Genomic DNA, 25,412 nt, shown 5'->3' on the forward strand with positions numbered 1-25,412 from the left:
CCCGGCACGAACGCCGGGCCCCGCCCCTTCCGTCGGGAGCGAGCCCTCCGAGAACGCCTTGCTCAGCCCTCCAGGAACGCCTTGATCGCGCTCGCCAGCAGATACGGGTCCTCGGCTCCGCACAGCTCGCGCGCCGAGTGCATGGACAGCGCCGCGATGCCGCAGTCCACCGTCCGGATCCCCAGTCGCGCCGCGGTGATCGGGCCGATGGTCGTCCCGCAGGGCATGGCGTTGTTGGAGACGAAGGTCTGCCACGGCACGCCGGCCTTCTCGCAGGCGGCGGCGAACACCGCCCGGCCGACGCCGTCGGTCGCGTAGCGGTTGTTGACGTTGACCTTCAGCATCGGGCCGCCGTTGGGCATCGGGTGGTGCCCCGGCTCGTGCCGCTCGGTGTAGTTGGGGTGCACGGCGTGGCCCATGTCCGAGGAGAGGCAGACGGTGCCGGCCAGCGCCCGGGCCCGGTCCTCCGGGCTGCCGCCGCGGGCGTGGATGGTCCGGTCGAGGACGTTGCCGAGCAGCGGGCTCTGCGCGCCGGTGTCGGACTCGCTGCCGGTCTCCTCGTGGTCGAAGGCGGCCAGCACCGGGATGTACGGCAGCTCGCCGGCGCCCTCAGCGGTGGCGACGGCGGCGAGCGCCGCGGTGGCCGCGTGCACCGACAGCAGGTTGTCCAACCGCGGGGCGGCCAGCAGTTCCTGGTCGCGCCCCAGGTAGGAGGGCGGCTGGACGTCGTGGGTCATCAGGTCCCAGCCGATCACGTCCTCGACGGCCAGCCCGGCCCGCTCGGCGACGTAGGCGATCAGCGATCCCTCGTCCACCGGGCCGAGCCCCCAGATCGGGGTGACGTGGCGCTGCCGGTCGAGCTTCATGCCGTCGTTGACCTGGCGGTCCAGGTGGATGGCGAGCTGCGGCACGCGCAGCAGCGGCTCGTCCAACTGGACGAGCCGCTCGTTTCCGTCCCGGAGGGCGAGTCTTCCGGACAGCCCGAGGTCGCGGTCGAGCCAGGTGTTCAGCGGCACCCCGCCGTAGATCTCGACCGCGACCTGCCGCCAGCCCGCCGAGCCGGTGTCCGGCAGCGGCTTGACCCGCAGGTTGGGCGAGTCGGTGTGGGTGCCGACGATGCGGAACGGCGTCTCCGGACCGGCCCCCTCCGGCAGGTACCAGGCGATCAGCGCGCCGCCGCGGATCAGGTAGCGCCCCCCGGCCGCCCCGTCCCAGGCGTCCGTCTCGGCGACCTGACGGAACCCCGCCTTCTCCAGGCGCTCGGCCGCACTCGCGACCGCGTGGTACGGGGACGGCGAGGTGCCGAGGAACGCGATCAGGTCGTCGGTGTGCGTCCGGTCGAAGAAGGCCCGGCGGGCGGCGGTCGACATACTGCTCCTGGGTCGAGGGAGGGCCGAAGCCGGATGGGGAGTCGGCTTCGCCCCTTGAGCATATGCCCGTACACGGACATGGCATGAGGACGCTCGGGTCCGTGCGGAAGCCGGACACGGCGGCGGGTGGGCCGCCCTGACCTCCTGGTCCTCCGAGCCGCCACCGGCACCGGTGCCTCCGCCGGGCCCGGACGGCCGCCGGCGCGCGAAGTCTCCGGGGGGCGTGCCCGGTTGACGCCGCTCCGGACGGCGGGCACCGCGGACGAGACCGCCGCACCCCGGTCGCATGCCCCGCAACCGCGTAGCGCGGGCCGCCGCGAGCGCCGCCCCTCCCCCGGAGACACCGAAGGGCCCGGTGGCAGCCGGGCCCTTCGGTGTGAGGGTTGCGTCAGGCGGTCAGGAGGTGCCGCTCGCGGCGCGCCCCGGGAGGGGCCGGCGGGCGGCGGGTGGGCGTGGCCTAGAAGGCCTCCTCCGCCAGCTCCATGATCTCGTTGTCGATGCCCTCGGCGATCGCCCGCTGCGGGGCGACGGTCGGCAGGACGTTCTTGGCGAAGAAGCGGGCGGCCGCGACCTTGCCCTGGTAGAACGGCACGTCCTTCTCGGAGGCGCCGGCCTCCAGCTTGGCCAGGGCCACCGCGGCCTGGCGCAGCAGCAGCCAGCCGACCACGACGTCGCCGGAGACCATCAGCAGGCGGGTGGTGTTGAGGCCCACCTTGTACATGTTCTTGACGTCCTGCTCGACCGAGGAGAGGTCGGCGAGGAGCTTGCCGACGATCGCCTCCAGGTCGCCGGCGGCGGTGGCGAGCAGCTTGCGCTCGGCGGCCAGGGCGTCGCCGCCCTCGGCCGAGGCGAGGAACTTCTGGATCTGCTCGGACAGCGCGGTCAGCGCCTGGCCGCCGTCCTTGACGATCTTGCGGAAGAAGAAGTCCTGGCCCTGGATCGCCGTGGTGCCCTCGTAGAGGGTGTCGATCTTGGCGTCGCGGATGTACTGCTCGATCGGGTACTCCTGCAGGTAGCCGGAGCCACCGAAGGTCTGCAGGGACTGGGCGAGCTGCTCGTAGGACTTCTCCGAGCCGTAGCCCTTGACGATCGGCAGGAGCAGGTCGTTGAGGCGCTCGGCGGCCTCGTCGCGCTCGCCGCGCAGCTTGGCGGCCAGCATGTCGTCCTGGACCGACGCGGTGAACAGGACCAGCGCGCGCATGCCCTCGGCGTAGGCCTTCTGGGTCAGCAGCGAGCGGCGCACGTCCGGGTGGTGGGTGATGGTGACGCGCGGGGCGGTCTTGTCCAGGAACTGCGAGATGTCGGCGCCCTGCACGCGCTCCTTGGCGTACTCCAGGGCGTTCAGGTAGCCGGTGGAGAGGGTGGCGATGGCCTTCGTGCCGACCATCATGCGGGCGAACTCGATGATCTTGAACATCTGGCGGATGCCGTCGACCTTCTCGCCGAGCAGCCAGCCCTTGGCCGGGTGCTTGGCACCGAAGGTCATCTCGCAGGTGTTCGAGGCCTTGAGGCCCATCTTGTGCTCGACGTTGGTGGCGTAGACGCCGTTGCGCTCGCCGAGCTCGCCGGTCTCCCAGTCGAAGTCGAACTTCGGGACGATGAACAGGCCCAGGCCCTTGGTGCCCGGCTTACCGCCCTCGGGGCGGGCCAGCACCATGTGGATGATGTTCTCGGACATGTCGTGCTCGCCCGAGGTGATGAAGCGCTTCACACCCTCGATGTGCCAGGAGCCGTCCTCCTGCTTGATCGCCTTGGTGCGGCCGGCGCCGACGTCGGAGCCCGCGTCGGGCTCGGTGAGGACCATGGTGGAGCCCCACAGGCGGTCGGTCATCCGCTTGGCGATCTCGAGCTGCTCCTCGGTGCCTTCCTCGGCGATGACGCCCGCGAAGGCCGGGCCGGAGGAGTACATCCAGATGGCCGGGTTCGAGCCCAGGATCTGCTCGGCGAAGGCCCAGATCAGCGAGTTCGGGGTGACCTGGCCGCCGATGGACTCCGGGATGCCCAGGCGCCACCACTCGGCGTCCATGAAGGTCTGGTAGCTCTTCTTGAACGCGGCCGGGATCGGGGCGGTGTTGGTCTCCGGGTCGAACACCGGCGGGTTGCGGTCGGTGTCGGCGTAGGACGCGGCGAGGTCGTTCTCGGCCAGGCGCGCGATCTCGCTGAGGATGTTCTTCGCGGTGTCGACGTCCATGTCGGCGAACGGTCCGGTGCCGTACACCTGGTCGCGACCGAACACCTCGAAGAGGTTGAACTCCACGTCCCGCAGGTTGGACTTGTAGTGACCCATGGCCTGTTTTCTCCGGTTCGTCGCTTCCGGGTGACCGCCTCGTTTCGGGCGCCCCGTACCCACCAGTAGGCATCATGATGCTACCCAGCGGTAACTTGGGCAAGCCCTCGGCGGTGAATCGGCTATGAACGTGGTCACGTCCCACAGCCGACGCGGCCACTCCTTGTCAGGATCGGCGCCAGCGCGGGCGGGTGCGCTCCCGCTAGCCTGTCCGTGTGTACGGATATGACCAGAACGCATACCCGGGCGACCCCTACCAGCAGCAGGCGGGTCCGCAGCCGGGCATGAACGGCATGCCCGGACCCGACGCGTACGGCGCGCAGGGGCAGGCGCCCCAGCAGTCGCTGTACCCGGAGCCCTCCCCGCCGTCCCTGGCGGACGCCGTCCGGGCCTTCACCACCGGCTCGATGGCGGTCGAGGACTTCCAGGCGATCTTCATCACCTCGAAGGTGCACTGCCCGCGCGGCGACCGCCCCGGCTTCCTGGCGCTGCACAACACGCCGACACCGGTGATCCCGATGTTCAGCTCGCTCAAGGAGCTGCGCCGCTACGCCGGCAAGGACTCCAAGCACTTCACGGTCACCGGCGCGGAGGTGCTGGACCTGCTGCCGACCGGCTACGGCTTCGCGCTGGACATGGAGGGCGAGCACCGGATGGTGTTCGACGCCAAGGCGGTCGAGCAGATGGTCGACTTCACCATGCGCCGGATGTACGGCTGACCCGTCGCGCACCACCCGTCGCCCGTCACCCGCCACCCGTCGACCGCCGCCCTGCGGCCGGGCCGGCCGGGCCGACGCGCGCCGCGCGCCCCGGCGGCCCACCCTGGGAGGGGAGCCGCGCTCTTCCGCAACCACTTAGTTCAATTTTCAACTTGCCTGTTGTTGAGAATTGAACTAACCTCGTGGACGTAGGCCAGAGACCCCCCGAAGGAGGCCGACATGCCCGCCGTGACCGTCGACAACCCGCTGACCCTTCCGCGCGTCACCACGCCGGACCAGGCCGTCGCGAGCGCCCGGCCCGTCCGCACCGTGGTCACCGCCCCCGAGGGCTACGAGGGCGAGGGATTCCCCGTCCGCCGCGCCTTCGCCAAGATCGACACCAAGCACCTCGACCCGTTCATCATGATGGACCAGATGGGCGAGGTGGACTACGCGGCCGGCGAGCCCAAAAGCTAGTCCAGTTGGGGGACTAGTCGCAAGAGGGCTCTGACCTGCAGAGACGCAGTTCGAACATCGCATTCCAACCCAACTGAGGAGGCCGGCATGCCTGCCGTGACCGTTGAGAACCCGCTGATCCTGCCGCGCATCGCGGCCCCCGCCAACGGCGCTCAGCCCCGCCCCGCACTGGCCGTCTCCACCGCCATCGAGGGCTTCGAGGGCGAGGGCTTCCCCGTCCGCCGCGCCTTCGCGAAGATCAACCAGAAGTACCTGGACCCGTTCATCATGATGGACCAGATGGGCGAGGTGGACTATCAGGCTGGTGAGCCGAAGGGGACGCCCTGGCATCCGCACCGGGGCTTCGAGACTGTCACGTACATCATTGACGGCACCTTCATCCACCAGGACTCGCACGGCGGCGGCGGGGTGATCACCGACGGCGACACCCAGTGGATGACGGCCGGCTCGGGCCTGCTGCACATCGAGACCCCGCCGGAATCGCTGGTGCTGTCCGGCGGCCTCTTCCACGGGCTGCAGCTTTGGGTCAACCTGCCCGCCGCCGACAAGATGATCGCGCCCAAGTACCAGGACATCCGCGGCACCAGCGTCAAGCTGCTGGGCTCCTCGGACGGCGGCGCGCTGGTCCGGCTGATTGCCGGCGACATCGACGGCCACCAGGGCCCCGGTGCCACCCACACGCCGATCACGATGATCCACGTGTCGGTGAACCCCGGCGCCCAGGTCACCCTGCCATGGCGGGCCGACTTCAACGCGCTGGCCTACGGGCTGGCCGGCAGCGGCTCGGCCGGCGAGGAGCGGCGGCCGTTCCGCATGGGCCAGGCCGTGGTCTTCGGCGAGGGCGATTCCCTCACCATCCGGGCCGACGAACAGCAGGACTCGCGCAGCGCCAACTTCGAGGTGGTGCTGCTCGGCGGCCTGCCGATCCGCGAGCCCGTCGCCCACTACGGTCCGTTCGTCATGAACAGCCACCGCGAGCTCCAGCAGGCCATGGAGGACTTCCAGGCCGGCCGCCTCGGAACCATCCCCGCCGATACCAACCTGGGACGCTGACGGGTACAGCGGCGAGGGCACGGACCGGAAACGGTCCGGGCCCTCGTATGTTCGGTTCAGACCGTCGACAGCCGCGCTGCGGCCCGGCCACAACGAACTACAGGGAAGTGGTAGCGACGACCTACCCTGACCTGGCTCAATAGCAGCATGGAGATCGGCGAGAACTGGGCGTACCGCGCCCAGCCCAAGGTGCTCGGCAGTGTGATCCGCCGTGTGGAGATCGTCCGGGTCGGCGGCCCGCGCCGGACCGCTCAGGTGCACATCAGATTCCTCGAAGGCGAGGACGCCGGCCTGCAGGACTGGGTTGCCCCTGTCTCCCTGGTCGCGCCGTGGGACGACGTCGCGGTCTTCCGGAGCGACGATGCTGCTGAACTGGCGCTGGTCGAGGCATCCCGGCACGTGCGGAAGACTGCCGAGTTCGAGACCGCCCGAATGGTTCTCGGCTTCGTCCGTCCCAAGAGCCATCTACGGCTGCGCACGACTGCGGCCGATGCCGGCGTGCTTGAGCTCACCGCTCTCGATGCCACCGCTGACCGACTCGGGCTCGATGCGGCTGAGCTGCGTGCCGATCCGATGGTTCATGAGAATCGGACCGGCCTGGTACTGGCGGGTTGGCCGGTCACCGAGCGGATCGCCCGGCGAGCCGCAGAGGTCCTGGCCGAGGAGATCCTCCCGGAGGTCGAGCGTCGGCAGGAGGCTCTCGACCAGGAACGTGCTCAGCCCTCATGGCAGTCGTGGAATCGTCGTCGCGACGAACGGAAGCTGCAGGCGGAGGAGGAGCTGCTGCGGACCGTGCGCGAGTGGTGCGGTCAGGAGCGAGTGGAGCGGTTCGACGAGTTGCTCGCGCTGCGAGCCGAGGTCGAGCGGCTTGGCACCATCGTCGAGCGGGCCCTGAAGGCCCTGCGCGACCGGGGACACGGCGTCATCGCCTCCACCATTGAGCGCGACCTTGGGGTCCGTATCTCCAGCCTTGATCCCGAGGTACGGCGCTGACGTCGCGCCACGGGTCGGTCTGCTGCCGCGGCTGGACGGGCTCGGCGGGCGGCGCCTCCTTCTCTGGCCGATGCGGGCTCCAGCCGTTGAGGAACGGCCGGATCGCGTCGGCCGTAGGCTCGGTCTCGAAGGCTTCGACACCGAGACCCCTTCCGAGCGCCGTCGGGTCGATCCTGTCCGCCTCCGCTCTGCCCCAAGCGGCCCACTCCCGGAACCTCCGCACCTCCCCCTCGTTGCCGGTCCGGCTTGCGGCTTCGTCCAGTGCGGCACAGAATTCCCGGATTTCCCGCGCCCCCTGCCACCGTTCCAGCGCCGACCCGAACCTCTCAAGGCGTGAGGCCTCGACGGCCTTGGCGCCAGCCGCAGCGACCGCAGCCTCCCAGTCCCGCTGCTTGCGTGCCTTCTCCTCGGTCGCCAAGCGCTGCCGCTCGGCCTCCGCCCTCTCGCGCTCCTCCCGCAGCCGACGTTGCTCGGCTTCGCGCTCCAGCTGGAGGCGCTCCTGTTCCTCGGCGCGCGTCTTCAGCTTCCGGAAGAGCGAGCTGATCTGCTCCTCCACCGGCCGCTTCGGAGTGTCGGCACAGTCGGTCTTCCAGCCACCGCCGTATCCGTAACCCCCCTGGGGCGCCTCGACGACCTGGAGGTCGAGTTCACCGGACGGCTCGGACCGGTGAGCAGGAGTCACCCGCTGCCAGTCGTACGTCTTGCGCCGTCCCGTGGCCTGGGGCACATACTTGACGTGCTTCTGCCGCTCCTTGAAGCTCAACTCCCATGTCCTGCCATGGACGGAGAGGAGCGGCCGCGGCTGCTTCCGCTTCTTCAAGATCGCCACGTCACCGTGTCGCGACAGCGCCTCCTGTGCGATGAGACGGACGATCGACAGCACACGAGGGAGTACCTCCTCGGAGACCTCGAAGGCGCTGTGATCGGCTTCCAACGCTGCGACCACAGCGTCCACGTCCGTGATGACCCGGCTGCGTTGCAGCCGAATCCGGTTCCACTCGGTCTCATCCAGCCCGTTGTCACGCAGCAGGCCGAGGTAGAAATCGCCTTTCTCCCGGCCGCTGTACTTCAGCTGATAGCCCTCAGGTGCACAGGTGCGAGCCGCGTCGAAGGCCCTGCGCAGCCTTGCCCGTTCCTCCGGCGACGGATCGGCGATCGTCAAGAAGCGCCCCGCCTGCCGGACTTGCTCGATCAGCGCCGGACCGCTCACCGCCCTGGATTCCTTCGGTGGCTTCGGCGGTTGCCGCACTGCTGGCGTCAGGGTGTTGGCCTTGCCACCCGGTTGGCCCGTCTCCGCAAGTCTGCTCTGTGGCGCCGTGTCGGCGGCGGCCTTGGCCGGGGCCTTGGGCGTCATCGCCGAGGTCAAGGGCGCCAGGGCCGGGCGGTCCGGGTGATGGCCGTGTTCCAGATAGAACCGGCCCGCATCAGTAATCTCCGCCTGCCACTTCACCCCCTCAGCCTTCGGCATCGAGATGAGGCCGCGCCCCTTCAGGGCACGAGCAGTCAGGGCGAGCTCAGACTCACCGGAGGTGACCGGGCTCCCGCCCCCGCCGATGCGAGTCAGAAGAGAGAGCTGACGCTCATTGAGTGGTGACCAACGAAGCATGCTGCCGTCCTACCCCGTCAGCATCTGCTGAGACAACCACCTTCTGCTCGCGCAGCTTCGCTCTCAGCCCCCAACTCAGCGTCGTCCAAGCGGTTCCCGACACAGCCGACCTGTCAGTCCGCGCATACCCCGTCCCTGGCGGCATTACGTCGCCAGGGACGGGAGCAGACCGGCTGGGGGGTACGACAATGCCGCCGCCCCTATCACGTCTGAGCGATAGCCTCTTCAGCTGCGGTGTCGGGCTTTACCTCGCCGCCCAGGGCCTCGGCGATTGCTTCGAACTCGGCGAGGGCGGCCTGAAGGTCCTCCACGATCTCTTGGGCGATGACCTCGGGAGCGAGAAGGTCGCCGGCCTCGTCGAGCGCCGGGTCTTTCAGCCAGACGACGTCGAGGTTGACCTTGTCCCGCGCGATCAGCTCGTCATATGTGAAGCGCTTGAAGCGGCCGTCCCCGGTCTCCGTGCGCGCAGATCGGTCGTCCGGCTTGTATGCCTGGATGAAGCCAGCCAGGTCGGCGAGGCGCAAGGGGTTCTTCTTGAGTGTGAAGTGCATGCCCGTACGGAAGTCATACACCCACACCTCGGAGGTGTTGGGAACGTCTCCAGAACGTGGGGGCTTCTTGTCGAAGAACAGGACGTTCGCCTTGACCCCGCCCGCGTAGAAGATGCCGGTGGGGAGACGCAAGATCGTGTGGAGGTCGAACTCCTGAAGGAGGCGGCGGCGCACCTTCTCGCCTGCGCCGCCCTCGAACAGCACGTTGTCGGGCAGGACAACGGCGGCCCGGCCATCCATCTCCATCAGCGACATGATGTGCTGCAGGAAGTTCAGCTGCTTGTTGGTGGTCGTCGCCCGGAAGTCGGAACGGTCGTAGCTCATGTCCTCCCGGTCGGTCTTGCCGTCCGTGCCTACGACGGTGATCGCCGACTTCTTGCCGAACGGAGGATTGGCAAGAACCAGCGAGGCCCGGCGAGAGGGGACCTCAGCGAGAGCGTCGCCGGTGGTGATTAGGGACTGGCCGTCGGCTTCGCCAATACCGTGCAGCAGCATGTTCATCGCGGCGAGGCGAGCTGTACCAGGCACCAACTCGTTGCCCCAGATGCTGCCCTGGCCGAGGGCGAGCCGCTGCTCACGGGAGAGATCCTTGAGATGGTGCTCGCGGATGTAGCTGTGTGCAGCGATAAGGAAGCCCGCAGTGCCGCAGGCCGGGTCGGTGATTCTGTCGTTCGGGCCGGGCCGCATTACCTGCACCATAGCGTCGATGAGCGGGCGCGGGGTGAAGTACTGGCCTGCTCCGGTCTTTGTGTCCTCAGCGCCCTTGGCAAGCAGCCCCTCGTAGGCGTCGCCCTTGAGGTCCGTGCCTTCCATGACCCAGTCGGTCTTGCCGATCAGATCGACGACCAGCTTCTCGAGGAGGGCAGGCTCCGTGATGCGGTTCTGTGCCTTTGCGAAGACGGTGCCCAAGGTGGTGCCTGGGTGCTTGCCGAGCTCAGTGAGCACCTTGCGGTAGTGGATCTCCAGCTCCACACCGCGCTTGGACGCCAGCGACTGCCAGTCGTAGGCGGCCTCGACGATCGACGGAGTGGCCTCGCGAGCGAACGGATCGCTGGTCAGCTCGTCGGCCATCTTGAGGAACAGCAGGTACGAGAGCTGTTCGACGTACTCGATGGTGGAGAGGCCATTGTCGCGCAGGACATTGCAGTAGTTCCAGAGCTTCGCGACGAGCGAGTTGGTCTGCGCGGCCGCTTTGGCGGGGATGGTCGAGGCTGCTTCGGTGGTGCTCATCAGAGCTCGAACTCCTGCTGGATGGTGGTGCGGAAGAGGGGAGCTGCGCCGGCAGGCGGAGTCGGGGGCTGTTTGAGAGCGGTCGCCGACGGACTAGTACGGCGCGTGCGGGTGGCCTTCACCGCAGACTTCGCTAGCTTCCGGTCAGCCTCGATCCGAGCCAGCAGTCCAGAGGCGGGCTCGTCGTCATGGTCTTGACGGACGAGGGCACCGGTAAAGGCACGGTTGAGTAGGGCATCGCGAAGCCTCTGAGCACGTACGCGACCATGGCTCAGACCGCGTTCCAATGCATCAGCATCGGTAAGCAATTCCTCGCAGCGTTGGACTCTCCGCTTCTGTTCCTCAAGCGGTGGGATCGGGAACTCGACGGTCTTCAAGCGCTTGGCCGAGAGATGCGCAATGTTCGTCGTAATGCGAATCTCACGCATGAATCGCCGGGCGTGCATGTGGCGCCGGAAGACCATCAGAGCCCACTCTGGAAGCACGTCTGGGCGGGCGCGAAAACGCAATAGACTGTTTGTGAAGGCCACGTTCGGAGGCGTTCCACGATAGAGAGCTGGACGGCCAACAAGGTGTGGACTCTGGCCTTCATTGAGCAGCACATCGCCGGTCTTCAGCTTGAACTTCTCGAATACTCCGGAGAAATCCATCTCCATGACGTCGGAGGTATCGATTCGATCCTCGAAGACATTTGCCACTCGGAGGTATGGGCGCATCTCTGGGCCATGATGCCAATCTGGGTGTCGCTGTCGACCGAGGTCGATAGCACCGGCATCGCCGATGGTCGTGACTTCCCAGGATTCGGGGGACTTCTCGGGAACAAGCGACAGCAGGATCGCCTTGCGGAAGGCGGAAATCTTCCGCTGCGCGGTTTCGAGATCTCGAACGCCCAGGTCTAGGCGAGATAGATGACTTTCAAGGGCTTCCACGATTCGCGCCTGCTCGGCGAGCGGAGGTAGCGGAATTCGGACGCGCTTCAACTTGGCCGTGCTCAGCGTGTAGAGTCCGCTTGTGGTCTGCGCCACATCCCGAAGCTGCTTCGAAACGAGCGGAGCATTCCAGGCCAATTCGAGATATTTCGGATCAACGGCGAAGCTCGGCCTCACCCGGATCAGGTGGTTTTGATGCACGGCGTTGGCGATTTCACCGCGCCACATCGCTGCCCGGCCGATCTGACTTGGACTTCCGTTCCCCTCAACGACCAGTAGGTCGCCAGCCTTGAGTCGAAAGCGTTCGATCTCTCCCTCGAAGAGCTCGACTTCGTGAACTTCTTCAAGATCGAGCGAGCCCCGCCCAACATTGGCAACGCGGAGAAATGGGTAGACGTTATCGACGGGACGCCGCTTTTGCTGCTTCTGGATCCCGCCGGTAATTTCAGCCACTTCCTCCAGTTGAACAAATGTCCACCCCGGCGGAATCTCCGTGTTGCTCAAGCCAGTTCTCGATTCAGCTCATTCAGAAGGTCGTGCGGGTCTCGTCCAGGGAACGCGAGGGCGAGGCCCCTGCCTCCACCACGCCCCGTGAAGGGCTCGGCACGGAAGTCCGCCGGTGCGATGCCGACATCGCTGGCGACGACGTCGCGGATGGACTCCAGCCACCACAGCTGGTCACCCGTGAACTCCGCGCCTGCCTGTCGCTGCCGTAGCAGCCAGCCCTCGAAGCGCTCCTCCACGGTCTCACGGTAGGGCCGGAGCTCCGAATCGACCCCGAGCTCGTAGCGGATGAGGGAGATCAGATCCGGCACACCAGCCTGCTTGCCGGACTGCTGAGAGGCATGGCCGAGGTCCTCGTAGTAGGTCCACAGGACCTGCGGGGTCCAGGCGAAGTCGGGGCGGCGGATCTGGTCGGCCAGCTCCTTCAACGCTGCGTACGCCTCCGTCGGAGCGACGGACCGGGGGCTGGTGAGGGCGATGGAGACGGCGGCAATCTCATCGCGACGCTCCCTGAGCATGCGGCTCCAGCGGTCGACCTCCTCTCGCGCTCGTTCCTCCCTCGGGACCGCACGGACCTCGGTGACCTCGACCGCCGTGGTCTCGTCCAGCAGGTAGTCCTTGTCACGGCGGATCTCGATGATCTGCTTCCGCAGGTCGGGGTTGCCGGTCAACGGGGCAATCGCTGCCTCGACCAAGGCGTGCGCGGCTCGCTCGCCGCCTTCCGCCTTGGCGCGGTCCTGCCGGTCAGGGTCGACGGCCTTGATGATCGCGCCGGCGATCTCGGAGAGGGTGCGGCCGCCAGCAGCCCGGATGAGCTGCTCGCGCTCGCGCTCGTTGAGCTGTTGGTTGAGGCGGGCGAGGCGTCCGGCGAGGATCTCTGCTTCAGAGGCGCTGATCGACTTCGTGCCAGCCTTGTCGAGGAGCTTTGCCAGGGAGATCTGGCGTTCTCCGGCCGGGACAAGCGGGCGAGCGTCGACAAGCGGTGAATCGGTGACACCGACGGCGTCGACGAGGACGAAGCGGTCCTTGCGCACCCTCTCGTCCCCTTCCGGGGTTACCTCTCGCAGCTCGGTAGCGTCAATGGTGCGGGCGCCGCGACCCTTCATCTGCTCGAAGAGGACGGCACTGCGCACCTCACGGAGGAAGATCACGCATTCCAGGGCCTTCACGTCAGTTCCGGTGGCGATCATGTCGACGGTAACGGCGATCCGCAGCCGTGGGGACGTGCGCAGGTCGCGGATCAATTCATCGGGGTCGTCACCGGCCTGGCGGCTCTTGTATGTGATCTTCTTCGCGAAGTCGTCGCCTCGGCCGAACACCTCCTTGGCCTGGGCAAGGACGTCTTCAGCGTGATCTTCTCCGACCGCGAAGATCAGGGTCTTGGGAAGCTCCTTTCGACCCGGAAACCAGCTCTGCCAGTTATTCCGGAACGTAGTGAGCACTGCCCGGATCTCGTCGACCGCCACCACAGACCGGCCGATCTGGCGGGTGGTATATGTGAAGTCGTCCTCCAGCTCCCTGTAGGTCTTGCGGCGTGTCCGGCGGTCCCGCACCCCGACTGTGGTGCCCTGCTCTATGGTTGCGCCGCCGTCCTCGCGCAGGTCCGTGCGGATGCGAATGACGTCGAAGTCGACGTTGACGCCATCGGCGACGGCCTGTGGGTAGGTGTACTCGGAGACCAGGTTCCGGCCGAAGAAGCCGAGGGTTTGCAGGGTCGGGGTGGCGGTGAGACCCACCAGGTGGGAGTCGAAGTACTCCAGGACCCCGCGCCACAGGCCATAGATGGATCGGTGGCATTCGTCGACGATGATCAGGTCGAAGGACTCGATCGGCACCGCCGGGTTGTAGCCGACCTCGATGGGCCGCTCAACCTCGTAGGACTTCTCGTATGCCCTGTCGTCGCTCGCCTCGTCGGCCGGATCGTCGTCGATCAACTGCTCACCGGTCAGGAGGCGGTACATCTTCTGGATGGTGCAGATCACCACCGAGGCGCTGTCCTGCAGGCCGGCGGCACCCAGACGCTCGACGTTGTAGATATCGGAGAGCTTGCGCCCGTCGTCGGGGGTGGTGAACTTCCGGAACTCGTCCAGCGCCTGCTTGCTCAGGTTGTTGCGGTCCACCAGGAACAGCACGCGGCGGGCTCGGGCGTGCCTGAGCAGTCGGTACGTCTGGGAGACCGCGGTGTAGGTCTTGCCAGCTCCGGTAGCCATCTGGATGAGGGCGCGGGGCTTGTCCAGGGCGAGCGAGCTCTCCAGGCCGTTGATCGCCTCGATCTGCGCCGGGCGCAGGCCGTTGCGCTGCAAGGCCGGCATGTCACGCAGCGCCGCGCGGAGGGTCTGGGCTTCTGGGTGCTCGTCAGCGCGGCGCATCCACGCCGCCACCGTCTCGGGGCGGTGGAAGGCGAACACCTCACGGGATCGTGCGTCGGGGTCGAGACGATTGATGAAGTACGTCTCCGTCCCAGTAGTGGCGTATCGGAAGGCGAAGGGCTCGCCCTCGCGCCAGACCGCGAGCCGGTGCTCCTTGAGGACACCGCCGGCGTACCGGTTGTTCTGTGCGACGGCGCTGGCCAGATGGGTGCCCTCGCGCTTGGCCTCGATGACGCCGACGATGCACCCGTCGACGTAGAGCACGTAGTCGGCGCGGCCGGTGGCGAGAGTGAACTCGCGCACCGCCACACCCTGGCCAGCCAACGGGTTGACCTCGCCACGGTCCTGCACCAGCCAGCCAGCAGCGACGAGGAGGCGGTCGATCTCCTCGCGGGCCTGGACCTCGTTGAGCGGCGCTTTCCTTTGGGCACGGTGGATGATCGCGTCGCGAGCGGCCGGATCGACGGTGCGCGGGGCCTGGCGGGCGTCCTCGTACGCGGCCTGCTGGGCCGCACGTAGCTCCGCGACCTGTGCCGCCAGCTGCTCGAGTCGTGCCAGCAGCGCAGCGTTGTTGGCGTCGGCGCTGGCGATCAGCCGCTGCGCTTCGGCCCGCGCCTTCCGCTCGGCCTCCAACTCGTCGGCGGATTCGGCGAGGCGAGTGCGGGCTTGGGTGAGGGCTTGCCGGTGTCCGGTCAGAGCCTCATGCAGCTCGGCGCGCTCGTTCGGATCGGTGACAGCGCCGGCGGCCCCAGGGTCGGCGGGCGGCACGAACTCTGCGATTGTCCGACGGTTGTTGATCGCGTCGTGGAACCACAGCCCGAGTTTGTAGCAGGTCCGGACCGCCGCGAGCGCGCGCGACGTGTCGAAAAGGTGCTGGTGAGCAGCCTTGTTCCGATCGACACGAACGCGGTCGAAGTCGTCACGAATCTCCGGCACCAGGACCCCGGCACGGGTCAGCGCCGTTAGCCTGTCAATCTGCTTGTCACCCGCCACCCGCATGCCCATCCGGGTGATGAGCTCCTGTGCAAGGACCTCACCAAACTGCCCCGCCTGTACGAGCGATGCGTTCGGGTTCGTGAAGACGGTCGCCTCGGCTTGGGCACCATAGAGCGACAGCAGCGGCTTCAGGGGGAAGAGGATGCCGAAGTTCGGCGAGGACTTGGCCAGATGCTGCAGTCGCTCGTCCATGTCCCCCAGCTACTCCGGCCATCAAGTGGCCATGGATGTCCTGTCGCCCTGTGTAACGTGCCGACGCTGATTGTAGAAGGACGCGGGCCGGTGGCGAGAGAGATCAGCAGGAGTCTCAATGACGCAGTCAAGCCGTCTGCGTGACCGGATCGGCGGTGAAGACCCGGTTGTCGCGCAGGAGGGCCCACAGGACGCTGACGCGCCGACGAGCCAGTGCGATCAGAGCTTGCACGTGCTTGAGCCCCTCGCCGCGCTTCTTCAAGTAGTAGTCCCGGTTGGGGCCGTCCTTGATGACGCTGGTCTGCGCGGACAGGTAGAACACCCGTCGCAGGCGGCGGCTGTAGCGCTTTGGTCGGTGGAGGTTGCCGGTGCGGCGTCCGGAGTCGCGTGGCACTGGGACGAGGCCGGCCGCGGAGGCGAGGTGGCCGGCGTCGGCGTAGGCGGACAGGTCGCCGGCGGCGACGACGAACTCGGCGCCCAGGATCGGGCCGATGCCCGGCATCGACTCGATGATGTGCGCCTGTGGGTGGGTGTGGAAGGTCTCCTTAATCTGCTTGTCGAGACCGTTTTTCCGCTCGTCCAGCGCGATGAGCTGGATGGCGAGGTCGGCGACGATCGAGGCGGCGACGCTCTCGCCGGGCAGCACGGTGTGCTGGGCCTCAGCCGCCTCCAGCGCGGTCGCGGCCACCTTGTCCGCCGAGCGGACGCCCCGCTTGCGTAGCCATGACTCCAACCGCGAGCGGCCGAGACGGCGTATCCCGGCCGGTGTCTGCCGATGCGTGAGCAGGGTGAGAGCACCCTTGCTGGCGGACCAGTCGAAGGCCCCCTCCAGGGCCGGGAAGATCCCGGTCAGCACGTCGCGAAGCCGGTTGACCATCCGCACCCGGTCGGCGACCAGGTCGGCGCGGTGGGCGACCAGCAGCGCGAGGTCGGAGACCAACTGGGCGGGCACGTCCACGGCGGCGAAGTCCCGTCGCACACGCGAGGTCTCCGCAATCACGAACGCATCGCGAGCGTCGGTCTTCGCCTCGCCCCGGTAAGCTCCGGCCATCCGGTTCACCGTACGGCCCGGGACGTAGACGGGCTTCTGCCCGTGCGAGGCGAGCAGGGCCAGCAGCAGCGCGGACGCGGTGCCGGACAGGTCGATCGCCCATTCCACCGCGTCAGCCATGGCCAGCGCCTCGGCGATCGCTTCCAGGATCGCTGCCTCGTCGTTGTCGATCTTTTTCGACCAGACCTGGAACCCCAACTCGTCCACCGCAGCCGCCCAGTGGTGGCCCTTGCCCGCGTCGACCCCCACCCAGATCCGGGCCCGTCGCTCTGTCATCCGATGCTCCCCACGCCGAACCAGCACTCGTCGGCCCGAAGAACACCCCGCCGTCAGCTCCGTAAACAGCGACCAGGACGCAGATCTCAATCAGCGGTCAGGGCGCCCCGAAGAGCCGGACGGCCACTCCTGGAGAGCCACCAACGGCAAGCCCTGTTCAGCCACATCCGGCCCTCCCGGGCCGACTAACACCTTACGGAGTCCTGTTGCACAACTGATCTCTCGTCAGACTCGTTGGTGGGCTGGTAGGGAAGAGACTCTCAATGGCTCAGCCGAGGTAAGGGTAGGAGCCGGCGACATAGTCGCCGATCTGCTGACGCATGCTGGGGTGGATGTCGTACTGGTCGAGGTCCTCGGGCTGGATCCAGCGGACGCCGTCCGCCTCGTCGTTGATCGTTGGCTGGCCACCGACGGGGTGGCCGATGTAGGTGTTCTCGTACTGCTGGCGGATCTCGCCGTCGGTGTAGGCCACGATGTGGTTCGGGTTGGTGTAGACGCCGAGGAATCCGGTGATCTCGGCGTGGATACCGGTCTCCTCCAGGCACTCGCGCACGGCGCACTGGGCGGCGGTCTCGCCGATGTCCTGGGCCCCGCCGGGCAGGGCCCACTGGCCGGTGTCGCGGCGGCGCTGGAGCAGGATGGCACCGTTGTCGTCGACGACGAGCAGGTTGCTGGCGGGGATGAGGGTGTTGGCCTTGGGGGCGTCGGGGTCGTTGAGGTATTCGGTCCTGCCCATGCCGGAACTCCTTGAGTGCTGATGCGGACGTGCCGAGGTGCGGCGGGCCGGCTGCGGATGTTGGAATCGGGCAGTTCCGTGCTCCAAGTAGGTGGTCGCCGAGATGGATCGGGCGTCGAGGGCTGCCTTGACCCGCCGGGCGAGGCGAGGGATGAGGAGAGCGTCGATCTGGTCGGCGGCGTAGAAGGCGTACTCGCCGATCTCTACCCCGTCCAGGTCGATCTGAGCCTGCTCGGAATCCGGGAGGATGCCTCCGTCGAAGACGAAGAGCAGCTTGTCGCCCTCGGTCGGGTGGGGAGCCCAGTCCGCGATGAGAAGGTCGCCGATGGACGGGGTGATTCCGAGCTCTTCCTTGACCTCTCGGGCCGCACCGCCGCTCGGGGTCTCGCCGGGGTGGAGGTAGCCGCCCGGGATCTCCCACCCCGGTTTGTACGTGGGCTTCACCAGGAGCACTCGGTCGGCCTCGTCGAAGAACAATACGCCGGCTGCAGTACGTGGCTGGGCAACAGCCTCAGGTTCGTCGGGACCGGTGGTGCGCTCGGTTCCACTTACGGATGACCGTCCACTCACAGCGCTGCGCAGGCTTCGGCGTGGCTCCGCTGGCTGCTGGCCGGGCAGCGCACGCGGTTTGGGTGACCGAGCGGGCACATCCGATGACGCGTGCGACGGGGGTAGTGGTCGCGAAGAGCGTCTTGCGACGGGGCGCGGTACGGGCGAGGTCGGATCATCCAAGAAGCGGACCACCGGCTTCCGGTAACAGACAGCCACACCGGACGCGGTGGTGAGTTCCACCAGCTCAAGTGCGAGGTCGCACGTGGTGGGGCCGTCGGCCTCGGCCAGTACTCGCTGAAGGTCGACGACCGTCTTGGCCAGCTCCCAGGAGCTGCTCACGAAGCGGAAGACCCCGAGTGCCGGCTCGTCGGCGAGCTTGAAGTCGATGCTGGTGCTGGGCATGGGGCCTCGACCGGACTTCGCCGCCAGCCTGCGTTCCTCGATGCTTTCTGGACACCCACACGGCTTGCCGGCATCCGCCTCCGGCGCGAACAACCGGGTGCCGTCGCAGTCGTGGAGTACCTTGCCTTTGTAGCCGAAGAGCAACATGCGGGCCTGGACAGCGGATGGTCCCTCAACGATGACCCGCACCGTGTCGTAGTCGGTCAGCACCTCCAAGGAGTCCTCGGTCGTCGTCTCCCACTCCGCGGGCTCACCACCAAGCAGACTCGCGACACCTGCGGCAACGTCCGGGGCGGCCATGGTCACGCGCCACGCGTCCAGCGCCTGCGGTCGGTTGTCCACCAGCCGCCCCGCCCGGAAGCGGCCGACGTAGTCCGGCTGGCTCTCCGAGCCGCTGCCGGAATCCTGTCCTCTGCTTGCCACAGCCAGCAGCCCTTTCTCACGTACACGACGACCCGTCAGGTTGAACGCCGAGCCTCCCAGCCTGTGATGAGCGTATGCCGTGAAGACAGCCTTGATGCGATGCGCTGATTGGCTGAGGCCGCATGCCCCCTTCTCACATGCATGCTGCTGCCCGTCTCGTAGCGTCAGCCCACGCACCGGCGAGCTGGGCGCGGAGGTGGGCCTGGCGGGCGTGGTGGTGCTGCCGCTCCAGCCGCCAGGCGCAGAGGTGGCATGCCGCGAGTGTGATGGTCTCGCCTTCGACGGTGAGTGTGCCCAACTCGGCGACTTGGGTGACTACCTCGCACTTGAAGCAGAACCCAATCGTCCAGGCGAAGCGGAGTCGGAACTCGGCGGGCGGGTTCCGGTTACGTCGTGGCTTCACGTTCTGTCGCTCCAGCTCGACCGAGGTAGGGGGAGGGACATGGCGGAGATGACGTCGCGGCGGTGGATCTCGCGCTCGATGACGAAGGCGACCTCGGGCCACGGCAGGGCCATCGGTGAGGTGAGGCTCCAGAATCCGTGGCTTGCCCGGACCAGGGCGCTGACTCCGAGCGGTGTGGCGTCGGCGGGGACGGCAGAAAGGATTCGGCGGAGTACACCGCCGGCCCCTCGGGCCGCAGGGGCGATGCCGTTACCGACCAGCAGCGTCGCGGTTCGAACGGCGTCGAGCACGTCGGTAGCCACACCGGACGTCGCGAAGCGGCCGAAGGCCAGCTCCCACCATGGGCGACGGGTGCGGGCCCAGGCCAGGCGCTCAAGGCCGGAGCCCAGGTCCACCGCCATGCAGCTGGGATCCGCAGCGTTCCAGAGCAGGACGATGTCACCGATGGGAAGGTCCAGGTGCCGGAAGTGCACCGTCAGGCCGCAGACTTCGCGGCGTTGCCAGACGGCGTTGCGGCCGTGGATGGTGAGGTGTCTGGCGTGGAGGCCGATGCCGGACAGCAAAGTGAGCCAGTGGTCGAAGATTTCGGTGAACTCGGCTGTCCGAGTAACGGGTTCGATGCGCGAGATGTTGACGAACGAGGTGAGGAATCCCTCCCTCAGGGCGCCGACGTGGTCCCGCTCGCCGGTCAGTCGGACGACCGGCTGGGGGAGGTAGCCACGGCGGAAGACGTACGGCTTGCCGTCCTTGAGAAGAGGGTCGACAGCCTGGACGGCGGAGATCGTCAACTCGGTGTCCCGGCCCCACCGCATGGGCAGCGGTCTCGCACGGGCGACGCCAGCCGCGCGGAAGCCGCTCTCCAACTGCTGCAGCAGACCGGCCCACTGGATCGGCCGACTGGCCGGCCGGTACGGCGTCCCCCGGTCGCGGTGGTGGATCTCGAAGCGGCCGTCGGCGTCATGCTCGATCTCCCACTGCGGGCCGAGCACGAGGCGGTCGCTCAGGAGATCGAGCGGCCTCGACGGTGGGTCCGCGGTCAGCACGGCCTGGTCGCGAGGGCGCGGAAGTGTCGCTCGGGGTCGAACCGGTTCAGGCCGATGGCCTGCACGGTCGAAGCTTCCAGTTCTAGGCACTGCTCGATCGCAGTGGCGAGCGCCAGGGCCGCGTCCTCGTCGTCGCGCTCAGGATCGACCCTGGCGACGGCTCCGGTGTTCTCGCACAGGGCTGCCTCCGCGCAGGTGCCGTCTCGCCAGCAGAGCGCGGCGACGGGCGTACCGGCACGCAGGGACTCCCCGAAAACGGCGGCGCCGGCCTCCACGTAGCTTCGTGAGCAGGTGTAGACGTAGACCGAGGCGTCGGAGAACGCGGCCGTCTTGGCTGCCCCTCCGACCTCGCCGACCCAGCTGACGTGATCAGCCGCGAAGAGTGCCTGGTGACGTCGGACGTAGTCGTTGTCGAAGACCGGTCCGACGACGTGTATCCTCCGGCCGAGCAGCTGGGCCGCGCGCACCGCGAGGTGCGGCGACTTCTCCTCGTCGATCCGGCCGAGCCAGACGAGGTCGCGGCCGGGTCGGGCGGGAGGTTCGGCTTCACCGAGCCCGAGGTGGACCGCGTGCTCCAGCACCGGTGCGTGGGCGGCGTACAGTCCCGCCATCTCGGGCGAGTAGCAGTAGAGCCGGGAGCGCTTCGCGTCGAAGGCGTCGGCGCCGTGCCGGAAGACCGGCGAGTGCTGGAAGGTCGCGACGTCGCAGTCGAGATCAGCCCAGACCCGACGCCACCCGGGGAGCGACGGGTACTCGTGTCCGACCACGAGCAGGTCGTAGCCGGTGGAACGCAGGTCCCGAGTCTGCCGGGTACCCGGCTGGAGGTCTTCGAGACGGATCGGACGAGTGGTCCAGTCCGATCCGAGGTCGGTCCTCCAGCCGGGGCCGAGGAGGTGTACGTCGGCGCCTGCGGATCGGGCGCCTTCCGCCACTGCCCAGAGCCAGCGTTCGATCCCGCCGTAGCCGACGGGCGGGAAGGTGTAGCTGCTGGGGAAGTCGCAGATGCCGACTAACACTTATGCCTCCGTTGTTCCGTCCGCCGAGATCCGGCGGAATCCGAGGTAGGGCACCAGGGCCTCGGGCAGGACAATGGAGCCGTCCTGCTGCTGGCACTGTTCGAGAAGGGCGGCCAGGGTGCGGCCGATGGGCAGTCCGGAGCCGTTGAGGGTGGCGACGGGCTTGGTCTTACCGTGCTCGTCACGGGTGCGGATGCCCGCGCGGCGGGCCTGGAAGGAGCCGCAGTCCGAGACGGAGGAGATCTCACGGTAGGTCTGCTGGCTGGGCAGCCAGACCTCGATGTCGTAGGTGATCTGGGCGGAGAAGCCGAGGTCGCCGGCGGCGAGCTGGACGACCCGGTAGGCCAGTCCCAGCTCCTTGAGGCAGGCTTCGGCGTGGCTGAGCATCTTCTCCAGCTCGGCCTGGGAGTCCGCGGGGTCGCAGATGCGGACCATCTCGACCTTGGAGAACTGGTGCTGCCGCAGGATGCCGCGGGTATCCCGGCCGTAGGAGCCGGCCTCAGAGCGGAAGCACGGGGTGTGCGCGGTGAGGGCCAGGGGGAGTTCGGCGGGCGGGATGATCTCGTCCGCGTAGAGGTTGGTGAGCGGGACCTCGGCGGTCGGGATCAGGAATAGCTCGCGCTCGCCCATGCCGGTGGCGAAGAGGTCCTCCTCGAACTTCGGGAGCTGGCCAGTGCCGGTCATGGTCTGCCGGGTGACGAGGTACGGGACCGCGTGTTCGACGTAGCCGTGCTGCTTGGTGTGCAGATCCAGGAAGAGCGTCGCCAGGGCGCGCTCGATGGCGGCGCCGGCACCGCGCGAGACGCTGAACCGGGAGCCGGAGAGCTTGCTGGCACGGGCGAAGTCGAGGATGCCGAGGGCCTCGCCGAGGTCCACATGGTCCTTCGGTTCGAACGAGAAGGACGGCGGCGCGCCGAAGCGACGGATCTCGACGGCGTGCTCGTCCGAGTCGCCCTCGGGGGTGCTGTCGAGCGGCAGGTTGGGAATGGTCAGCAGGAAGTCGCGCAACTCCTGCTGCACCTGCTCCTGCTCCGCCTCGGCCGACCGGATCTCTTCCTTGAGGTCGCGGGCCCGGTCCTTCAGCGTCTCGGTGTCGCCGCCCTGGCGGGCCGCCTGCTGGACCTCCTGGGCGACTCGCTTCGACTCGGCCCGCAGCTCGTCCACGCGAGTGATGAGCTGGGATCGGCTGGACTGAAGAGACTCCAACGCAGAGAGATCCAGGGTGTAGCCGCGGCGGGCGAGGCGGCGGACCGCCTCGGAGCCCATCTCGATGAGGGCGCGGGGATCATGCATGGGAGTTCGTCTCCTCCAGCTGGACAGATGGTCCATCGAAGGTAGCAAGCGTGCGCCGGTCTTCTGGCCGCGATGACCATCCGCCCGCTGCGGCGGTCTCCTGTTTCTCCGCGTCCAGGAGTTCGAGCAGGGACGCGGTGAGGTCTTCGAGTTCGCGGTCCTCGAACCTGACCAGGTACAGGCAGGGCACCTCGTCGAAGAAGATCGGCATGGCCCGCCCGGGGGCGTCGCGCGAGGTCTGTCTGTGCCACCGCAGCACGGAGGCCAGCAGGCCGTGCGCGACGACCGTCCGAGGCGAGGGCAGCTGGAGTGCGCTCCGGAGGCCGGCAAGCATTCTGCGGATGGCCTCGCGCTGCGACTCGGCGGCCCCGGGCGGGTTCTCCCATGGTCCGGCGGCGACTAGCCAGCGCGCGTACTCCGTGAAGGGCCCGCCTTCGAACTGCCCGTAGTCGACTTCATTGAGGGCCGGCTCGACCCTGACGGGCTGATCGGCATCGCCCATCAGCAGGCGTGCCGTCTCACCCGTCCGGGCGAACGCCGAGGTGAGCCAGATCTTCGGTTGAACGGCAGTGATCACGCCGCTACCGGTCCGGCAGGCGACGCGTCCTGCCGGATCCAGCGGAAGATCGACAGTCGGGTCGCCGTTGACCCGGTGAGCCGCGCTGTAGTGGGTACTGGAATGGCGCAGGAGGTAGGTGGTCACGTCTGGCCGGCCTTCTCCGGCACCGCAGTGAGATCGAGGTCGCCGGCCAGCCCCGCGATCACCCGCTCCATCACGGAGGCGCGGTGGTCTCCCACCTCGCGGTAGTAGAGGAGACCGTCCACGCAGAGTGCGAGGCTCCAGTGGCGTAGCCGCCGCGGATCGAGGCCGGCGGTGGTGACGGCGATCTCGAAGCGGTCCCGGGTGTGTGTGCCCAGGTTGTAGTAGACGGTCCAGAAGGCCCAGTCGAAGACCTCGTCGCCGACCATCGGCAGGGGGTCAGCCAGGACCGGCTTCCGGCGGTCGTCGAAGAGGACGTTCTCGCGGTAGACGTCCGCGTGAAGGACTGATGCCCGTGCCGCGTCCGGGTGCAGTCCGGTGACCAAGCGCTCACCGAGCCTTGCCCAGTCGACCTCCAGCTGGGGGCGCTGCACCTCCAGGCGTCGGTGCACTCGCGGGACCAACTCGCATTCGAGGAAGTCGTGGAGGCTGGGAAGTGCTGCAGCTGCGGTGTTCGCGACCCGGCCGAGGCGATGCAGTTGCCGCAGAGCGGCGGCCACCGCCTCGTACTCGTGCGTCTCCGGTCTGACGGAACCGCCGGGCACGGCTGCCACCATCTCCAGGGCGGCGACGCCGAGGTCGTCCGCGTGCTCGAGCACCCTGACAGCCGGCCCGGCCGCCCAGATGCCGAGCACGATCATCTCGTTGCGGTAGCGGCTGTGGTCGGGCCATGCCTTCAACAGGACCTTGCGCCCGCTGGTTCGCTCACGCGCCACCATCAACAGGGAGGCGTGGCCGGCGTCGTGGTAGCCGTCGGGGGTCAACTGCCAGCGGCGTGCGGCTTCGTTGAGGAGCTCGGGGGCGCGGGCCAGCCACCCGTGCACCTCCGGACCGTAGTGCTCCCGGAGCCGCTGCCAGGCGCTGCGCGGGGGGAGGAGCGTGGGCGATCCGGCGTGCATCAGCTGAGCCGGACGCCGTGGTGGACCAGCTCGGCGGTGAGCTCCGGGAAGCCCCCGAGGGCCAGGGCGACCTGGGCTTGTACCTTCTCGATCTCCGGGTCCTCGGCCGCGAGCCGGACCAGGACCTTCCAGGGCTGGTCGAGCCGGTGGCCGGTCGCGCTGACCAGGTGCACCTCGGCATAGCTGCCGGTCTCGTCGTACAGGCGCTGGGCGAGGCGGGTGGCCGCGAGGTTGTAGAGCTTCCCGACGTGGTAGACGGGGTTCTTACCGCTGGCCCCTTCCAGGTTCATCGGGCGGAGCGGGGTGATGAGGCCGTTGACCCGGTTGCCGCGGCCGACGACGCCCTCGTCGCCCGACTCGATGGAGCTGCCGGTGTAGGTCAGGTAGAGCTCGTCCTTCTCGGGGACGTCACGGGCGTTGAGGAGGAAGGTGACCTCCACGCCGGGGAGGTGCTGCTCGGCGAACCGGGCGCACTCGGCCAGGACCTCCTCCTTGTTGGCGAGGTACGAGGCCCGGTCGGGCACGTGCTCGGACTTCTGCGGGACGCACAGGATGGCCTCGGCCTTGGCGCCGTCGAAGTGCCCCATCAGCTTCACGTCGGAGCCGCACCAGGGATTCGCCAGGGTGAAGTCGCTGACGCCGGAGAGGTGGTTGACGAGCGCGTGGGCGAACTGCTCGAACGGGGCCATCGGGGCCCAGCCGGTGCCGAGCGAGGTGTCGTTGGCGATGAGGGTGTGGCGCTCGCGCAGGTCGTCCACCGAGCGGGGCGCGAACCAGCGCGATCGGTCGGTGCCGCTCTCGTCGGTGACCACCGCGCCGGGGCTGGGGTTGCTGGTGATGTTGAAAACCAGGTCGAGGTGGCCGGCGAGCTCGGGCAGCCGGTCGCGGAAGAAGGCCAGGACGGCCTGCTCGACCAGCTCCCGCACCGGGATGTCCTCGCCGCCGCATGCGTAGGCGGCCCGGCCGTTGACCAGTACCTTCACCGGAGCCGTCATCCGGCCGGCGCCGTAGCGGACCTCGCAGGAGCCGCCGAGCAGGGCGAGCTTGTCGAAGTTGTGGTGGAGCACGGCGCCGAAGCGGTCGAGCGTGTAGCGGCTGTACGCGCGGGAGAGCTCCTCAGCCAGGTGGTCGGCGAGGGTGTCGGGGTGGCCGAGTCCCTTGCGTTCCAGCAGGACGAGGTCGGTGGGGAGCGGACGCCCGGTCTCGATGGTGATGCTGCTGTGCTCCACGGTCGTGCTGACTCGCTGCATGGCGATCTCCTCTTCCGTCGGTCCGGCTACGGCGGCAGCCCGCGGGGGCGTTC

The 25,412-nt window shown here is 68.1% G+C and carries 17 protein-coding genes and 2 pseudogenes; 4 read left to right on the forward strand and 15 right to left on the reverse strand.

Translation table 11 applies throughout. The features are described from left to right. Positions 1-62: 62 nt before the first annotated feature. Entirely contained in the window at positions 63-1,370 is a 1,308-nt protein-coding gene (locus ACGF07_RS05755) for a M18 family aminopeptidase (protein ID WP_392895762.1), read from the reverse strand. A gap of 457 nt (positions 1,371-1,827) precedes the next feature. Continuing rightward, positions 1,828-3,657 (reverse strand): acyl-CoA dehydrogenase, encoded by a 1,830-nt coding sequence (locus ACGF07_RS05760; RefSeq protein ID WP_392895764.1) that lies wholly within the window; start codon positions 3,655-3,657, stop codon positions 1,828-1,830. Between the two features lie 215 nt (positions 3,658-3,872). Here ACGF07_RS05760 and ACGF07_RS05765 point away from each other — a divergent pair, with 215 nt between their 5' ends. From ACGF07_RS05765 to ACGF07_RS05780, 4 genes and pseudogenes are all read left to right on the forward strand, one after another. Then, on the forward strand, positions 3,873-4,376 hold the full coding sequence (locus ACGF07_RS05765) for an SseB family protein (RefSeq protein ID WP_380413491.1): 504 nt from the start codon (positions 3,873-3,875) through the stop codon (positions 4,374-4,376). Positions 4,377-4,595: 219 nt separating this feature from the next. Continuing rightward, positions 4,596-4,811: pseudogene (locus ACGF07_RS05770) on the forward strand (pirin family protein); the annotation flags it as partial. A 108-nt stretch (positions 4,812-4,919) separates the two neighbouring features. After that, positions 4,920-5,885, forward strand: coding sequence for a pirin family protein (locus ACGF07_RS05775; RefSeq protein WP_392895766.1), 966 nt, complete (start codon positions 4,920-4,922; stop codon positions 5,883-5,885). 147 nt (positions 5,886-6,032) lie between these two features. Beyond that, positions 6,033-6,878 carry a PE-PGRS family protein gene (locus tag ACGF07_RS05780; RefSeq protein WP_392895768.1) on the forward strand — a complete coding sequence of 282 codons (846 nt, stop codon included), beginning with the start codon at positions 6,033-6,035 and terminating at the stop codon, positions 6,876-6,878. Here ACGF07_RS05780 and ACGF07_RS05785 read toward each other — a convergent pair. The 13 genes and pseudogenes from ACGF07_RS05785 to ACGF07_RS05845 form a co-directional block, all read right to left on the reverse strand. Beyond that, on the reverse strand, positions 6,808-8,346 hold the full coding sequence (locus ACGF07_RS05785; protein WP_392895770.1) for a PE-PGRS family protein: 1,539 nt from the start codon (positions 8,344-8,346) through the stop codon (positions 6,808-6,810). The genes ACGF07_RS05780 and ACGF07_RS05785 overlap by 71 nt on opposite strands. 341 nt (positions 8,347-8,687) lie before the next feature. Beyond that, entirely contained in the window at positions 8,688-10,265 is a 1,578-nt protein-coding gene (locus ACGF07_RS05790) for an N-6 DNA methylase (RefSeq protein ID WP_392895772.1), read from the reverse strand. Then, positions 10,265-11,698, reverse strand: coding sequence for a restriction endonuclease subunit S (locus ACGF07_RS05795; RefSeq protein ID WP_392895774.1), 1,434 nt, complete (start codon positions 11,696-11,698; stop codon positions 10,265-10,267). Before ACGF07_RS05795 ends, ACGF07_RS05790 begins: the two co-directional genes overlap by 1 nt. Continuing rightward, complete coding sequence (locus ACGF07_RS05800) at positions 11,695-15,255, reverse strand: DEAD/DEAH box helicase family protein (protein ID WP_392895776.1); 3,561 nt, start codon at positions 15,253-15,255, stop codon at positions 11,695-11,697. The genes ACGF07_RS05795 and ACGF07_RS05800 overlap by 4 nt, the downstream gene beginning before the upstream one ends. Before the next feature lie 127 nt (positions 15,256-15,382). Further along, on the reverse strand, positions 15,383-16,582 hold the full coding sequence (locus ACGF07_RS05805; RefSeq protein ID WP_392895778.1) for an IS110 family transposase: 1,200 nt from the start codon (positions 16,580-16,582) through the stop codon (positions 15,383-15,385). A gap of 268 nt (positions 16,583-16,850) precedes the next feature. After that, positions 16,851-17,318 (reverse strand): NUDIX hydrolase, encoded by a 468-nt coding sequence (locus ACGF07_RS05810; protein WP_392896067.1) that lies wholly within the window; start codon positions 17,316-17,318, stop codon positions 16,851-16,853. Positions 17,319-17,486: 168 nt separating this feature from the next. Next, positions 17,487-18,872: pseudogene (locus ACGF07_RS05815) on the reverse strand (NUDIX domain-containing protein); the annotation flags it as partial. 222 nt (positions 18,873-19,094) lie between these two features. Continuing rightward, positions 19,095-20,141, reverse strand: coding sequence for a hypothetical protein (locus ACGF07_RS05820; RefSeq protein ID WP_392895780.1), 1,047 nt, complete (start codon positions 20,139-20,141; stop codon positions 19,095-19,097). Beyond that, a complete protein-coding gene (locus ACGF07_RS05825) occupies positions 20,135-21,157 on the reverse strand; it encodes a glycosyltransferase (protein WP_392895782.1) in 1,023 nt (340 codons plus the stop codon). The genes ACGF07_RS05820 and ACGF07_RS05825 overlap by 7 nt, the downstream gene beginning before the upstream one ends. Beyond that, positions 21,158-22,450, reverse strand: a complete 1,293-nt coding sequence (gene serS / locus ACGF07_RS05830; RefSeq protein WP_392895784.1) for a serine--tRNA ligase — start codon at positions 22,448-22,450, stop codon at positions 21,158-21,160. Next, positions 22,443-23,153: a histidine phosphatase family protein gene (locus ACGF07_RS05835; protein ID WP_392895786.1), complete on the reverse strand. Its 711-nt coding sequence runs from the start codon at positions 23,151-23,153 to the stop codon at positions 22,443-22,445. Before ACGF07_RS05835 ends, serS begins: the two co-directional genes overlap by 8 nt. Further along, positions 23,150-24,109: an aminoglycoside phosphotransferase family protein gene (locus ACGF07_RS05840; RefSeq protein ID WP_392895788.1), complete on the reverse strand. Its 960-nt coding sequence runs from the start codon at positions 24,107-24,109 to the stop codon at positions 23,150-23,152. The genes ACGF07_RS05835 and ACGF07_RS05840 overlap by 4 nt, the downstream gene beginning before the upstream one ends. Then, positions 24,109-25,359: a methionine adenosyltransferase gene (locus ACGF07_RS05845; RefSeq protein ID WP_392895790.1), complete on the reverse strand. Its 1,251-nt coding sequence runs from the start codon at positions 25,357-25,359 to the stop codon at positions 24,109-24,111. The genes ACGF07_RS05840 and ACGF07_RS05845 overlap by 1 nt, the downstream gene beginning before the upstream one ends. Positions 25,360-25,412 lie beyond the last annotated feature (53 nt).

The organism is Kitasatospora sp. NPDC048194 (assembly GCF_043202455.1).
Classification (GTDB): Bacteria; Actinomycetota; Actinomycetes; order Streptomycetales; family Streptomycetaceae; genus Kitasatospora.